The 14776-nt window shown below is 58.5% G+C and carries 16 protein-coding genes; 11 read left to right on the top strand and 5 right to left on the bottom strand.

Going from position 1 to position 14776, the window contains the following annotated elements; all coding sequences use genetic code 11:
* Positions 1 to 4: 4 nt before the first annotated feature.
* The 3 genes from nuoF to BUB60_RS04845 form a co-directional block, all read right to left on the bottom strand.
* Entirely contained in the window at positions 5 to 1774 is a 1770-nt protein-coding gene (gene nuoF / locus BUB60_RS04855; RefSeq protein WP_073076527.1) for an NADH-quinone oxidoreductase subunit NuoF, read from the bottom strand.
* Entirely contained in the window at positions 1771 to 2274 is a 504-nt protein-coding gene (gene nuoE / locus BUB60_RS04850) for an NADH-quinone oxidoreductase subunit NuoE (RefSeq protein WP_073076526.1), read from the bottom strand. Before nuoE ends, nuoF begins: the two co-directional genes overlap by 4 nt.
* A gap of 375 nt (positions 2275 to 2649) precedes the next feature.
* Positions 2650 to 2922: a GNAT family N-acetyltransferase gene (locus tag BUB60_RS04845; RefSeq protein ID WP_073076525.1), complete on the bottom strand. Its 273-nt coding sequence runs from the start codon at positions 2920 to 2922 to the stop codon at positions 2650 to 2652.
* A gap of 258 nt (positions 2923 to 3180) precedes the next feature.
* Here BUB60_RS04845 and BUB60_RS04840 point away from each other — a divergent pair, with 258 nt between their 5' ends.
* From BUB60_RS04840 to BUB60_RS20370, 11 genes are all read left to right on the top strand, one after another.
* Positions 3181 to 4305: an ATP phosphoribosyltransferase regulatory subunit gene (locus BUB60_RS04840; protein WP_073076524.1), complete on the top strand. Its 1125-nt coding sequence runs from the start codon at positions 3181 to 3183 to the stop codon at positions 4303 to 4305.
* Complete coding sequence (hisG, locus tag BUB60_RS04835; protein WP_242941153.1) at positions 4289 to 4933, top strand: ATP phosphoribosyltransferase; 645 nt, start codon at positions 4289 to 4291, stop codon at positions 4931 to 4933. The genes BUB60_RS04840 and hisG overlap by 17 nt, the downstream gene beginning before the upstream one ends.
* The gene (hisD, locus tag BUB60_RS04830; protein ID WP_073076523.1) at positions 4930 to 6204 is read left to right on the top strand and encodes a histidinol dehydrogenase; all 1275 of its coding nucleotides are present in this window, start codon (positions 4930 to 4932) and stop codon (positions 6202 to 6204) included. Before hisG ends, hisD begins: the two co-directional genes overlap by 4 nt.
* Before the next feature lie 14 nt (positions 6205 to 6218).
* On the top strand, positions 6219 to 7301 hold the full coding sequence (hisC, locus tag BUB60_RS04825; RefSeq protein WP_073076522.1) for a histidinol-phosphate transaminase: 1083 nt from the start codon (positions 6219 to 6221) through the stop codon (positions 7299 to 7301).
* 231 nt (positions 7302 to 7532) lie between these two features.
* Positions 7533 to 8120, top strand: coding sequence for an imidazoleglycerol-phosphate dehydratase HisB (gene hisB, locus BUB60_RS04820; protein ID WP_073076521.1), 588 nt, complete (start codon positions 7533 to 7535; stop codon positions 8118 to 8120).
* Positions 8121 to 8217: 97 nt separating this feature from the next.
* Positions 8218 to 8835, top strand: a complete 618-nt coding sequence (gene hisH / locus BUB60_RS04815) for an imidazole glycerol phosphate synthase subunit HisH (RefSeq protein WP_073076520.1) — start codon at positions 8218 to 8220, stop codon at positions 8833 to 8835.
* A gap of 11 nt (positions 8836 to 8846) precedes the next feature.
* Positions 8847 to 9578, top strand: a complete 732-nt coding sequence (gene hisA / locus BUB60_RS04810; RefSeq protein WP_073076519.1) for a 1-(5-phosphoribosyl)-5-[(5-phosphoribosylamino)methylideneamino]imidazole-4-carboxamide isomerase — start codon at positions 8847 to 8849, stop codon at positions 9576 to 9578.
* Positions 9575 to 10333, top strand: a complete 759-nt coding sequence (gene hisF / locus BUB60_RS04805; RefSeq protein ID WP_073076518.1) for an imidazole glycerol phosphate synthase subunit HisF — start codon at positions 9575 to 9577, stop codon at positions 10331 to 10333. Before hisA ends, hisF begins: the two co-directional genes overlap by 4 nt.
* 225 nt (positions 10334 to 10558) lie before the next feature.
* Positions 10559 to 11206, top strand: a complete 648-nt coding sequence (gene hisIE, locus BUB60_RS04800) for a bifunctional phosphoribosyl-AMP cyclohydrolase/phosphoribosyl-ATP diphosphatase HisIE (RefSeq protein ID WP_073076517.1) — start codon at positions 10559 to 10561, stop codon at positions 11204 to 11206.
* A complete protein-coding gene (locus tag BUB60_RS04795) occupies positions 11207 to 12022 on the top strand; it encodes a histidinol-phosphatase HisJ family protein (RefSeq protein WP_073076516.1) in 816 nt (271 codons plus the stop codon). It abuts the gene before it with no gap.
* 141 nt (positions 12023 to 12163) lie between these two features.
* Positions 12164 to 13414 (top strand): hypothetical protein, encoded by a 1251-nt coding sequence (locus BUB60_RS20370; RefSeq protein WP_073076515.1) that lies wholly within the window; start codon positions 12164 to 12166, stop codon positions 13412 to 13414.
* Positions 13415 to 13416: 2 nt separating this feature from the next.
* On the opposite strand, the gene BUB60_RS04785 is transcribed toward BUB60_RS20370, so the two are convergent.
* Both BUB60_RS04785 and BUB60_RS04780 read right to left on the bottom strand, forming a co-directional pair.
* Positions 13417 to 13974, bottom strand: a complete 558-nt coding sequence (locus tag BUB60_RS04785) for a CBO0543 family protein (protein ID WP_084726248.1) — start codon at positions 13972 to 13974, stop codon at positions 13417 to 13419.
* Positions 13975 to 14069: 95 nt separating this feature from the next.
* Positions 14070 to 14570 carry a CBO0543 family protein gene (locus tag BUB60_RS04780; protein WP_073076514.1) on the bottom strand — a complete coding sequence of 167 codons (501 nt, stop codon included), beginning with the start codon at positions 14568 to 14570 and terminating at the stop codon, positions 14070 to 14072.
* Positions 14571 to 14776 lie beyond the last annotated feature (206 nt).

Below are 14776 nucleotides of genomic sequence, written 5' to 3'. Positions count from 1 at the left end.
TCCGTCAATCTACCGAGACGGCGCCGAACTTGCAGACCGTTTTACAGGTGCCGCACTTTGTGCAGATTGTCTGATCTATGGTGTGTGGCTTTTTAACAGTGCCGGAAATGCATTTCACTGGACAGTTCTTGGCGCAGACGGTGCAGCCCACGCATTTTTCCGGGTCGATGCTGTATTGGATGAGCGACTTGCACTGCTTGGCGGGACACTTCTTGTCCCGGATGTGCGCCTCGTATTCGTCCCGGAAATATCGCAGCGTCGTCAAAACGGGGTTCGGCGCCGTCTGGCCCAGGCCACAGAGCGCGTTTTTCTTGATCTGCTCGGCCAGCTCCAGAAGCTTCGGGATATCCTCCTCGGTGCCGTTTCCTTCCGTAATGCGCGTTAAAATCTCCAGCATGCGCTTTGTGCCGATCTTGCAGTAGGTGCATTTGCCGCAGGATTCGCTCTGTGTAAAGTTGAGGAAATAGCGGGCGATATCCACCATGCAGTTGTCCTCGTCCATGACGATCATGCCGCCGGAGCCCATGATGGCGCCCGTGGCGTTGAGCTCCTCATAGTCGACGATGGTGTCCACGAGGTTCGCGGGGATGCAGCCGCCCGACGGGCCGCCCATCTGCACGGCCTTGAAGGGCTTGCCGGAGGACGTGCCGCCGCCCGTGTCGAAGATGATCTCTTTGAGCGGGATGCCGATGGGCACCTCCACGAGGCCGCCGCGGGCGATCTTGCCGGCCAGGGCGAAGACCTTGGTGCCCTTGCTCTTGGCCGTGCCGAATTCGGCGAACTTGTCGGCGCCGTTGCGGATGATCCAGCCGATGTTGGCCAGCGTTTCGACGTTGTTGATATTGGAGGGCTTGGCGAACAGCCCCTTGTTGGCCGGGAAGGGCGGACGCATGCGGGGCATGCCGCGCTGGCCCTCGATGGAGGCGATCAGCGCCGTCTCCTCGCCGCAGACGAACGCGCCGGCGCCTTCCTTGATCTTGATCTTGAAATTAAAGCCTGTGCCCAGGATATTCTGGCCCAGATAGCCGCGCTCCTTGGCCTGCTCAATGGCGATTTTCAGGCGCTTGATGGCGATGGGGTATTCGGCGCGGCAGTATATGTAGCCCTCGTCGGCGCCAATGGCGTAACCGCCGATCAGGAGGCCTTCCAGCACGGCGTGGGGGTCGCCCTCCAGGACGCTGCGGTCCATGAACGCGCCGGGGTCGCCCTCGTCGGCGTTGCAGATGATGTATTTCTTTTCGGACTGGGGCGCCCGGGCGAACTTCCATTTCTGTCCCGTGGGGAAGCCTGCGCCGCCGCGGCCCTTGAGCCCGGATTTTAAAACCTCGTCGATGACCTGCTCGGGCGTCATCGTTTTCAGCGCCTTTTCAAGCCCCTTATAGGCGTCCCAATGGAGAGCCTCGTCGATGGACTCGGGGTTGATGTGGCCGCAGCGGGCCAGGACGATGCGCTGCTGCTTTGCGAAAAAGCTGTCTTGCGCGTTGGACTCGGTGCTGGAGCGGACCACATAATCTCTGACGGGGGTGCCGCCGAGCACGTGGCTGTCGAAGATTTGCTTCGCCTTTTCCTCGTTCACTTCGCCGTAGATGGTGCTGTTCCCGTTGTCATCGATGATTTCCACCATGACTTCTTTATAGCACATGCCCATGCAGCCGGTTTCAGCCATGCTGACATTTAAGCCGGGGTGCTCTGAAAGGAGGTCCTGAAACGCTTTCTTTACCTTGAGGCCGCCGGCGGCAATGCCGCAGCTGCCAAGGCCGATGACGATTTTCATTCTTCTGCTCCTTTCGTATAGAGCTCGCGGATAATTTTCCGTGCCTTGTCGGGCGTCAGGCGGCCGTAGGTCTCGTCGCCGATCATCATGACGGGCGCGAGGCTGCAGCAGCCCAGGCAGGCCACCGACTCCAGCGTGAACTTGTTATCCGGCGTCGTGCCGCCCATCTCGATTTTCAGCTCGTCGCACAGCGCGTCGGCCACCTTTTCGGCGCCGTTGACATGGCAGGCTGTGCCGAAGCAAACCTTGATCGTCTTTTCGCCCACCGGCGTGAGTCGGAACTGTGAATAGAATGTCGCCACGCCCATGATCTGCGTGACAAAGATGCCGGTTCTTTCGCTGAGTCTGGAGATGATGTCCTTGGGCAGATAACCATAGGCGCTTTGCAGCTTCTGCAGGACCGGGATCAGGTCCGACTCGCTGCCATGGTAATATTCGCCCATGACATCCTCAAACGCTGCGTAATATTGGCTGTTTTCCTTGCAGCAGTTTGCGCACATAAAAATTCCTCCCTGGCTGTATTTTTAAATATTTAAACCGGTTTTCACCGGTAAAAAGACAGCCGATTTCTAAGTATGAACGGACCTTGTAAAATTCGTCATATTTAAACCCATTATAACTTTCTATCCGCCTGGATGTCAATGTAATATACTATGATCTGCACAAAATGGAAAATACAAAATTGTTCAATATGATAATTAATTAACAAGATTGTTAATATTCCTGAAAACTAGAATCTGATATAATCGATATATTGTCTAATGTTTAACATAAATCGTGAAAACCGCGTTCCTGTCGAAAAAGAACCGCCGCTTACAGCCGGAAAGCCATAAGCGGACTATGAATTGATTATTATTAAGGTGTGACCGGCGACGCTAATTTTTCAGGATGTCCGCGTATTCGCCGTGCTCCCCGAACCATTTGAGGGCATAGCTGCACGTCAGGACGGCTTTCCTGTCAGTCCGCCGGAGCTCCTCGGCCGCCCTGGCCATGAGCTGGCCGGCAATCCCCTGCCCGCGCAGGGTATCGTCCACATAGGTGTGGCAGATATCCACCGTGCCGTCCGGCAGCGCGGGATAACAGACCTCGCCCAGCACGGCCCCGTCCCGCTCGTATTCGATCTTGTCTTCTCTGACGATAAAAGCCATCGGATAACCTCCCCGAAGCATGCGATAAACCATATAATACGCGATCCATCTTATTAAACACCTTTTCCGCCGGAAGGGCAAGATAAAAAAGCGCCGTCTCCCGGCATACCGCCGCCCGGCAGAAAAATATGCCGGCAAAATAGATAAAAAAAGACGCAGAACAACTTCGATGCCAATGAATTATCATATTACCGAATTACTTGACTAATATGCTAAAGTATCGTATACTGATGTCACCAACAGAAAGTGAGAAAGAGCATGACCGTTTCAGAGGATGTCCTGAAAAACGAGGAGAAGGCGATGATGCGCCTGCGGTCCCTCTATAAGCAGTACGGGTACACGCAATATAAGATGAGCAAATTCGAGGAATACGACCTCTATGTCCGCAACAAGAGCTTTCTGGCCTCGGAACAGATCATCACCTTTACCGACACCAGCGGCAAGCTGATGGCCTTAAAGCCGGACGTGACGCTGTCCATCGTGAAAAACACCAAGGACAGCGACGGGGCGCTCTATAAATATTTCTATAACGAAAATGTCTACCGCCTGTCGCATACCTCGGGGGAGTTCAAGGAGCGGATGCAGGCGGGGCTCGAGTGCATCGGCGGCATCGACGTCTATTCCATGAGCGAGGTGATCATGCTGGCCGAAAAGAGCCTGGAGACCATCAGCGGCCGGTATGTGCTGGACGTGTCGCACATGGGCTTTCTGAGCGCGCTTCTGGACGACATGGGGCTCGACGACGCGCAGAAGGCGCCGGTCCTCAAATGCATCAGCGAGAAAAACGCGCCGGAGATCGAAAAGCTGGGCGCCGCGCTGCGCATCCGCCCGGACGACTGCGAAAAGCTCATGACGCTGGCCACGCTGTACGGGCCCTTTGAGGAGACTGTGGGCACGCTCCGCAGGATCGGCGGTAAAGCCACGGAGGGCGCCGTCCGGGAGCTGGAGGACGTCTTTGAGACGGTCCGGCGGCTGGGCGGCGGCCGGAACATGTATCTGGACTTCTCCATCGTCAACGACATGAGCTATTACAGCGGTATCATTTTTCAGGGCTTTGTGGACGGTATCCCCACGGGGGTCCTGTCCGGCGGCCGGTACGACAACCTGATGCAGCGCTTCGGGAAAAAATCGGGCGCCATCGGCTTTGCCGTTTACCTGGACCTCCTGGAGCGGTTGGAGGCGCCGCGCCGGGCGTACGACGTGGACGTCCTGCTTTTATACGGCGACGATACCGCGCCGGAGGCGCTGGCCGCGGCGGTCCGGACCCTCGCGGACGAGGGCCGCAGCGTCCGGGCGCTCAAAGGGCCGCCGGATCATATCAAATACAGGTTTTTAGCCACATTGAAGGACGGGAGGCTTGAGGGACTTGACGCAATTTATTAATATCGCCCTCCCGAAGGGCCGCCTTGGGGAAAAGGTCTACGCCATCTTCGAGGCCGTGGGCTACGGCTGCCCGTCCATTCTGAACAACAACAGAAAGCTGATCTTTGAAAACGAGGAGAACTGTGTCCGCTACTTCTGGGTCAAGCCGTCGGACGTGGCCATTTACGTGGAGCGGGGCGCGGCGGACCTGGGCGTGGCCGGCAAGGATATTCTGCTGGAATACCGCCCGGACGTCTATGAGCTCCTCGACCTGGACGTGGGCAAATGCCGCATGTGCGTGGCCGCGCAGAAGGGCTTCCGGGACGATCTGGACAGGACGCTCCGGGTCGCCACGAAATTTTCAAAAGTCGCCAAGGACTTTTACGCCGGCCAGAGCCGGGAGATCGATATCATCAAATTAAACGGCTCCATCGAGCTGGCCCCCATCCTCGGCCTGTCGGACGTGATCGTGGACATCGTGGAGACGGGGACGACGCTCCGGGAAAACGACCTGGAGGTGGTGGAAACGATCACCGGCATCAGCGCCCGGCTTATTGCCAATAAGGTCAGCCACAAGTTCAAATACGAGGAAATCAGCCGGCTTGCCGCCCGCGTGGCCGGCTATATCAAAGAGGGGGCAATGAGATGATCAGGATATTTAAATACAGTGACATTGACAAATCGGCGATCTTTATGCGGAGCGAACCGCCGGCGAACGTCGAAGAGACGGTGGCGGGGATCATCGCCGACGTCCATGAAAACGGCGACGCGGCCCTCGTCCGATACGCCAAAAAGTTCGATGGGGCCGAGCTTTCCGCCCTGGAGGTCACGCCGCGGGAGCTCGACGACGCGCTCAAATCGGTGGACCCGTGCTTTTTGGAGGTTATCGAAAAAGCCGCCGCCAATATCAAAGCGTTCCACCGCTGCCAGATACGGAGCGGCTTCGTCCTCACAAAGGAGAACGGCGTCGTCCTGGGGCAGAAGATTCTGCCGCTGCACAGGGTCGGCGTCTACGTGCCGGGCGGCACGGCCAGCTACCCCTCCACCGTCCTCATGAACTGCATCCCGGCAAAGCTGGCCGGCGTTTCGGAGATCATCGTCACCACGCCGCCGTCGCGGGACGGCCGCGTGAATCCGAATATTCTGGCCGCGGCGAAGCTCGGCGGGGCCGACAGGATATTTAAATCCGGTGGCGCCCAGGCTGTGGCGGCGCTGGCCTACGGCACCGAGTCCGTCCCCCCGGCCGACAAGATCGTCGGGCCCGGAAACGCCTTTGTGGCGGAAGCGAAAAAGCAGGTCTACGGACGGGTGGCCGTGGATATGATCGCCGGCCCCAGCGAGATTCTCGTCATCGCCGACGATACCTGCAGCGCGGAATATGTGGCCGCCGACATGCTCTCCCAGGCCGAGCACGACGTTCTGGCCAGCGCCGTCCTTGTCACCGACAGCGCGGAATTGGCGGAAAAGGTCGGCGCCGAGCTTGAAAAGCAGCTCCCCGCCCTGCCCCGGTACGATATCGCCCGGGCGTCCATCGACAATAATGGCAAGATCATTGTGGCGGAAAATCTTAAGCAGGCCGTGGAGATTTCAAACGCGCTGGCGCCCGAGCATCTGGAGATTTGCGTCGACAACCCGTTCGACTATCTGGACATGGTCAGAAACGCCGGGTCCATCTTCCTGGGGAAATACTGCCCCGAGGCTCTGGGCGATTATTTCGCCGGCCCCAACCACACCCTTCCCACGCTGGGAACGGCGCGGTTTTCCAGCCCCCTGTCCGTGGACGATTTTGTCAAGAAGTCCTCTTTTACCTATTACACGCCGGAAGCGCTGGCCGGCGTCAAGAACGATATCGCGTGCTTTGCGCGCAAGGAGGGGCTGGAGGCCCACGCCCGCTCCGTCACCGTCCGATTTGATAAATAAAGGGAGCGATAGAGATGAGCAGGTTCCTGACGGACCGGTACAAGGGTCTCACGCCCTACGTGCCCGGCGAGCAGCCCGCCGACATGACATACATTAAATTAAATACAAACGAGTCGCCCTACCCGCCGTCGCCAAAGGTGTTGGAAGCCCTCGATAAAACGGCGGTCGACCGGCTGAACCTGTACCCGGACCCCACGGGCGCCCGCCTGCGGGAGAAGGCGGCGGCCCTTTATGGGCTGAAGCCGGACAACGTGTTCCTGGCCAACGGCTCCGACGAGGCGCTGGCCTTTGCGTTCATGGCCTTCTGCGACGACCGGCGACAGGCCGTTTTTCCGGATATCACCTACGGCTTTTATCCCGTGTACTGCGCGCTTTTCAACATCCCCTGCATCCAGATCCCCCTCCGGGAGGATTTCACGCTCCGGAGCGAGGACTATTTCGGGATCAACAAGAACATCATCATCCCGAATCCCAACGCCCCGACGGGGCTTGCCCTCCCGCTGGGCGATATCGAGCAGATGCTGCAGACGAACCCGGGCCATGTGGTCCTCGTCGACGAGGCGTATGTGGACTTCGGCGGCCGGTCCGCCGTGGGGCTTGTGGGCAGATACGAAAACCTTCTGGTGGTGCACACCTTTTCCAAGTCCCGGTCGATGGCCGGCGCGCGCCTTGGCTTCGTGTTCGGCAATGCGGCGCTTATCCGGGATATCGACATGATGCGCTACTCCTTCAACTCCTATAATGTCAACCGACTCACCCTCCTGGCCGGCGAGGCCGCGCTGTCCGACGCGGCGTATTACAAGGACATGCAGCAAAAAATCGTCGCCGCCCGGGACAAGGCGGCGTCCGGCCTCAAGGCCCTCGGCTTTGCGATGACGGACTCGAAGGCGAACTTCCTGTTTGTCAGGCACCCCGATATTGCGGGCGGCGCGCTCTACAAGGCTCTCCGCGAAAAGGGCATCCTCGTGCGGCATTTTGACAAACCCCGCATTTCGGATTATCTTAGAATCACCGTCGGCACCCCCGAGCAGATGGATACCCTGATCGCCGCGCTGAGGACGATTTTAGAAAACAGAAATAACTTGCGTACGCCGTAGGGCGGGGCTCTGCCCTTGCCGCTCCTGTTGGGCGCGGCGGGGAATACGGGCGATTAATAATCGCCCGTACGAAATGACCTGGGATTTCCCGTCCCATCCACATGGGACCGCCTTCGGCGGCCGGAATGACGGGGCGATGTGGGCATCGCCCCCCACGATATATGACGATGCGCCCGCCGGGGGGCTGTCCGCGGGGACAAACAATTTTGCGCCAACGCACGGGAGGTTACTATGCGTACCAGTGATATCAAAAGAAAAACGGCGGAGACCGACATTAGCCTGACGCTCAGCCTGGACGGCGCGGGTGTGTCAAATATCGACACCGGCATCGGGTTTCTCGACCATATGCTGACGCTGTTTGCCCGCCACGGGCGGTTTGACCTCAGCCTGACCTGCCGGGGCGACACGCATGTGGACGACCACCATTCCGCGGAGGATATCGGCCTCTGCCTCGGCGCGGCCTTTGCCGCGGCGCTGGGCGACATGAAGGGCATCACCCGCTACGGCGACATCACCCTGCCGATGGACGAGGCGCTCGTTTTATGCGCCGTCGACATCTCCGGCCGCAGCCATCTGACGTATGCGCTTAGCCTGCCGGCCGGTAAGGTCGGGACGATGGACACAGAGCTCGTCGAGGAATTTTTAAACGCCTTTGTGCGGAAAGCGAACATCACGCTCCACCTTCGGCAGCTGTCCGGCGCCAACACGCACCACATCATCGAGGCCGGCTTCAAGGCCCTGGCCCGCGCCCTGGCCAAGGCCGTGAAGCTCGACGAGGCCTACAAGGACGAGATTCCGTCGACAAAGGGCGTACTTTAAAAACGGGACGCCGAGGGCGGCGTCCCCCACGGGGGACGTATTAACGGCGAGATTATTCGTAGGGGTCGCCCTCCTGGGCGACCCAACTGGAGGCTTTATGATTGCGATTGTAGACTACGGCGTGGGGAACCTCTTTTCCCTGCGCAGCTCTTTGAAATATATCGGGCAGGACGCCGAGATCACCGGGGACGCCGAAAAGATCGGCAGCAGCGACAGGATAATCCTCCCCGGCGTCGGCGCGTTTGGAGACGCGGCGGAAAAGCTGCGCCAAAGCGGGCTCGATACTGTCGTCTGCGATGAGGCAAAGCGCGGCAAGCCGCTCCTCGGCATCTGCCTCGGCATGCAGCTGCTCTTCGATGCGAGCGACGAGTACGGCGAGCACGCCGGCCTCGGGCTGATAAAGGGCAAGGTCGTCTCCATGGAGCCGGTCGTGCCGAAGGGCTATAAGGTCCCCCACATCGGCTGGAACGGTCTCGCTTTCCCAAAGGATAAGCCGGTCAGCCCGCTGTTCAAATACGTCCGCGAGGGCGACCACGTCTATTTTGTCCACTCCTACTACGCGTCGGAATGTCACGATGCCGTCATCGCCACGGCGGAATACGGCGCGATGCTCACGGCGGCGGTGGCCGACAAAAACGTCTGCGGGACGCAGTTCCACCCGGAAAAAAGCGGCGGCGTGGGTCTAAACATTTTGCGCGCGTTCTGCGAAATATAGGGGATTTATCGATGATTCTTTTTCCAGCCATTGATTTATATCATAAAAGCGCCGTCCGCCTCGTCAAAGGCGACTACGCGCAGATGACCGTTTACAGCGCGTCGCCGGCCGCCGTCGCCGCCTCCTTCCGTGACGCGGGCGCCACGCACATCCACGTCGTGGACCTGGAGGGCGCCCGGGACGGGACGACGGCCAATATCGGCACTGTCGGCGAGATCGTCCGGCAAAGCGGGCTCTTCGTCGAGGCCGGCGGCGGGATACGGTCGCGGGACGTGATCGAAAAGTATCTCGATATCGGCGTGGGGCGCGTCATTCTCGGCACGGCCGCCGTGGCGCAGCCCGGCTTCGTGGGCGAGATGGTGTCCCGCTTCGGCGGCAAGATCGCCGTGGGCGTCGACGTGAAGGACGGCTTTGTGGCCGTCAAGGGCTGGACGGAGGTGACGGGCCTGGAGTGCTTCGACTTCTGCCGGCAGATGGAACAACAGGGCGTCAAAACGATCATCTGCACCGATATCTCGAAGGACGGCGTCCTGGGCGGGACGAATCTCGAATTGTACCGGAAGCTGTCGGACGCGCTGGCGCTGGATATCGTGGCCTCCGGCGGCGTCACCTCTCTGGACGACGTCCGGGCCCTGGGCGCCATCGGGCTCTACGGGGCCATATTGGGCAAAGCCATCTACGAGGGCAGGATCGATTTGAAGGAAGCGGTGAGGCTTTCTCAGGAAATGAGGTGCGGCGAATGATCACAAAGCGCATTATCCCCTGTCTCGACGTCCGGGATGGGCGGGTTGTGAAGGGCGTCAACTTTCTCGGCGTCAGCGACGTATCGTCTCCGGTGGAGCTGGGCAAATTCTACAGCGACAGCGGGGCCGACGAGCTGGTATTTTACGATATCACCGCGTCCTACGAGGAGCGGCGGCTGTTTACCGATATTCTTAAAGAGGTGGCAAGCTGTATCTTCATCCCCCTCACCGTGGGCGGCGGCATCAATACGGTAGATGATTTCGACAGGGTGCTGAAATGCGGGGCCGACAAAGTGAGCGTCAACTCCGGGGCCATCAAAAACCCGGGCCTCATCTACGAGGCCGCCAAAAAATACGGCGACCAGTGCGTCGTCCTGTCGGTGGACGTCAAACGCGTTAACGGGCAGTTTCGGGTATTCGCCAAGGGCGGCCGCGAGGACACCGGCATGGACGCCATCGACTGGGTCAAACGCGGCGAGAGTCTGGGCGCCGGCGAGCTCGTCGTCAACAGCATCGACACCGACGGCGTCAAAAAAGGCTTCGATCTGCAGCTGCTGGACGCCGTCTGCAACGCCGTCGGCATCCCGGTGATCGCCTCCGGCGGCGCGGGAAACACCGGCGACTTCGTCACCCTGTTCAAAGCGCTCCCCAAGGTGGACGCGGGCCTTGCCGCCTCGATCTTCCACTTCGGCGAGGTCAATATACCCGATTTGAAAAAAGCGCTGAAAGACGAAGGCATTACGGTCAGGCTATAGAATATCGGGGCCGGTCTCGGGTGGAGCTGGGCTCCGCCCTTCGCGCCAGTATGTCATTCCCGCGAAGGCGGGAATCCATCCCCCGTATCGGAAAACGTGGATTCCCGCCTTCGCGGGAATGACAACGCGGCCGGCAGAGGCGTGCGTAGGGGCGATTATCAATCGCGCGCCGTATCCCCGCGCAGCCTGCCGCCGGTTTCTGGACACCATATTTTGGAGGTTAACATGATTCCAATAGACGAGCTGAAATTCGACGACAAGGGGCTCATTCCGGCCGTCGTCGTGGACACCGGCAGCAAAAAGGCGCTGATGGTGGCTTACATGAACAGGGAAAGCCTGGAGATCAGCATGAAAGAGGGCCGGACGTGCTTCTGGTCCCGCTCACGCGGGGCGCTCTGGCGCAAGGGAGACACCTCCGGCAATGTGCAGCATATCGTGAACATCAAAACGGACTGCGACCGCGACACGCTCCTCATCGAGGTCAAAAAGGACGGCCCGGCCTGCCATTTGGGGACGGATTCCTGCTTTGTCGACGACGTCTTCGTCAGCGATACGCTCTCCTCGTTTTCCATGGAGGACCTCATGGCGCTGATCGCCGGGCGTAAAACAGAACGGAAAGAGGGCTCCTACACCACGTACCTGTTCGACAAGGGCATCGACAAGATCCTCAAAAAGGTCGGCGAGGAATCCACGGAGGTCATCATCGCCGGGAAAGCCGGCGACAGGGAGGAGACGGTGTATGAGATCGCCGACCTCGTCTACCACGTGATGGTGCTGATGATCGAGATGGGCATCTCCCTGGAGGATATCCATGCCGAGCTCAAGTCCCGCCACGTGGTGGACAAAAAAGTGAAACAGGAGAAGATGACGTAAATGACGCTCCTCACAAATTTCCACGCCCACTCCACCTTCTGTGACGGTACCGAGACGCCGGAAGACATGGTGCGGGCGGCAATCGGTAAGGGCTGCGCGGCCTTCGGCATTTCGGGCCACGCGCCCATGGCCTTTGACACCGACTGGTGCATGACGGCGGCGGGCGAGCGGGATTTCGTCCGGGAGATGGACCGCCTGAAAGCAGTTTACGGCGGCCGCCTCACACTGATGACGGGCGTGGAGCGGGACTATTATTCGCCCGAGCCCGCCGGCGTTTACGATTACGTCATCGGCTCGGTGCATTACATCAAAAAAGACGGCGCCATGCTCACCGTCGACGAGAGCGAGGACGCGCAGCGCCGGGACGCGGCGCGGTATTACGCCGGCGATTTTTATACGTACGCCCGCGATTATTTCCGCACCGTCGCCGGCGTCGCGCCCGCGACAAAGCCGGACTTCATCGGCCACTTCGACCTGGTTGCAAAGTTCAACGACGGCGGGCGGCTCTTCGACGAGGCGGACCCGCGCTATACCGGCCCCGCCCTGGAGGCGCTGGCGGCGGTCGCTGAAACCTGCGGGCTGTTTGAAATCAACACCGGCGCCATGTACCGGGTCGGCAGGTCTGTGCCGTATCCGGCGCCGTTTCTCTTAAGGGCGCTCCGGGAGCGCGGCGGGGAGATCATCCTCTCCAGCGACAGCCATGACGGCGCCTCCATCGGCTATAGGTTTGCGGAGGCCGCGGAACTGGCGAAGGCCTGCGGCTTTGAGTACGCCAAAACGCTGACGCCGTCCGGCGCCGAAACATATAAGCTGTAAGAAAAATAAACTGAGGCCCGCACCGGAACGTATCCTCCGGTGCGGGCCTCGGCTTGTTAAAATAATAACAGCGCCGGGAATTTATACGGCGCGGCGGTGAATACTAAGGGCAAAATATTTTCAGGCGGAAATTGGTCAACGATGAACAAACAGCCGACGAATGCAAAACCACGCAGAGTATTCGCGCATGTCAACCTGCTCGGGACAACACAGCTGCATCACCGCAACCCCTATGTGGTCGCGTTCTGGTCGGCAATGTTTCCGGGCTTTGGGCATTTGCTGCTGAGCAAATATTTGAGGGCGTATATCCTCTTTTTGTGGGAGATCATTATTAACCTGAGGGCCCACGTCAATCTGGCGCTGCTCCACACGATTCTCGGGGAGTTCGACGCGGCAAAGCATGTGATCGACATCCGGTGGTCGCTTTTGTATATTCCCACCTTTATTTTTTCTGTCTGGGACAGCTACAGGTCTGCCGTGGACTTGAACCAGCAGTATATCCTCGCCGCCAGGGAGAACGCGCCCATCGAGCCGTTTTCGATCGGCCCGTTCGGTATCAGCTATATCGACAAGCGCTCCCCGTACGTGGCGTCGGCCTGGTGCACCCTGACGCCGGGGCTTGGGCACATCATGCTCCAGCGCATCCACCACGGCGTTTTCGTGCTGTTCTGGTGGATACTTGTCGTCTATTTTTCCAATATCCTGACCGCCCTGCATCTGACGTTTTACGGCGCGTTCGCCTCGGCGCGGGACGCGCTCAACCCGCAGTGGTTTTTAAACATCCCGTCGCTGTTTTTCTTTTGCGTTTATATCACATATGTCAATTCTGTCGAGAGCAATAAGTTATTTGACGCAGAACAGTCTCAATTTCTTCAAAAGAACTATCAGAGCGCGGGATTTCCGTTCCCCGGAGGGACAGAAATAAGAGGTGCCGGTATGTTTGTCGTCTCAGTTTTTCAGCAATCCATTCAGGTAGAGCTGGCGGTCACCGCGCTCGAGCAGGAGGGCGTGGCCAAGAGCGAGATTCTGGCGGTCCCCGTGCAGAAGGAGCAGCCGGGAAAGGGACTTTTTGACTCCATGCATTCGGCGTCCGGCGAGAGCGTCCTGGACCTGCCGATGATCCTGGGCGCGCTGGCCACACTTTTCGGGTGCATTTACGGCTTTCGGCTGGCCTGGGGGCCGGTCCTCTGGGGCATCATCGCCGCCGTGCTCGGTTTCGGCGTCGGCTTTGTCCTCAAGCTCCTGTTTCTGAAAAAGAAGAAGGCGTCGAGTCACCAAAGCGAGGTCGTCATCTTCGTGAAGTGCGACGGCGGCAAGCTGGAGAGGATCGAGCGGCTCCTGCACGACAACGGGGCGCAGGGCGTCAGCTTTGTCGCGCCGTCTCCGTCGTGACGCTACAGCTTTTCAAAATGCTTCCGGCCGGCGAAGTAATGCCCGGCCAGATAGATCGCAAAAATGAGCGGGAGCGAATAATAATCCCGCCAGGCCTTTCTGTTGTAAAACCCGATCCACTCGAAAACAGGCTGGACAACAAAGGAACCGAGCAGCGAAAAAATCAAAGCCTTCAGGTATGGGTTCACCTTCGGCTTCACCTGATAAAACAGCATCGCCGTGACCGGGATGATCGAAAAATCCCAGGGGATATACGGCGGAATGATGGGAATCACGATGGAATTGTAGCCCCACAGGCCGAAATTCAGGCCCAGCATGTCCAGAAAGGACGACAGGACCAGCACGACAAATCCGGCCAGGAGCAGGCGGTGCGTGCTCTCTTTTTTTCGCACCAGGACCCATAGGACCCACGGCAGTACCGACAGCCCCGCGTTGACCCACCAGTGCCATGTAAAGACAATGCTGCCGCACCACAGGCCGAGCGTTTCCAAAAACGCGTCGTGCAGCTTATTGTCGATTTGAGAGACCGCATCCGAGATAGACTGATCGACTTCCAGCATACGTTACCACATTAAAGAACCAAAATAATAAATATGCTGTCTATTATCAGCTGCCCCAAATCGATTTATACGCATAATGAATATCTATGCATTTTTTACCGCGCCAGATTGACCTTGAAAATCAAGACCATCGCAAAGGCCAGAGCCGTCGAAACGGGCCAGACCAGGAGCTGGTGCTTATAATGCAGCCGGAGCATGGGAAACATGACAAGGTTGAACAGCACCGAATAGCCGATGTTCCAGCTGTTGAAGTATTTAAAATCCCCCACGAGATACCCGATGAGTTCAACCGAGGAGTAAATGCCCGCCCACAGCAGCAGGTATAAAGGCTGACGCCGCCGCTTTTCCGGAAAATACGTCAAAAATAATATGGTCGTGCTCGGGTACAGAAACGCCGTGATTATCAAATCAAGGAACGGATAATTAAAGCTGAACTGGCCAAAGGCCCACAGGGGCCTGTTATACATGAGGATGTCGCAGGCCAGATCGCCGATATAAAAATACAGCATGGTGGGATAATATTCTTTCCAGCGCCGCCACCCGCCGCCTTTCCAGCAAAGGACCACGCTGAGGAGCGCGAAAATCGAAAATACCATGCAAAGCCATCCTTTTAAAAGTGTTGGGGCCATAAAATCCGGACGGCAGCGCGGGCGCCGCGGGCCGTGTACAGCACTTGTTTTTAACATATCGCGTTAATTTATACCGATTGGGGCAGATTTTCCGCCCGGCGCATTTTAGCCCGGCTGTTGGCGCGCCATAATTAATATCAGAATCCGGACTATCGGAGAAGGCACAGGAGGGC

Source organism: Sporobacter termitidis DSM 10068 (assembly GCF_900130065.1).
GTDB classification, from domain to species: domain Bacteria; phylum Bacillota; class Clostridia; order Oscillospirales; family Oscillospiraceae; genus Sporobacter; species Sporobacter termitidis.
Note: the sequence above shows the minus strand (reverse complement) of the source record. Positions and strands in the feature narration are given on the sequence as shown.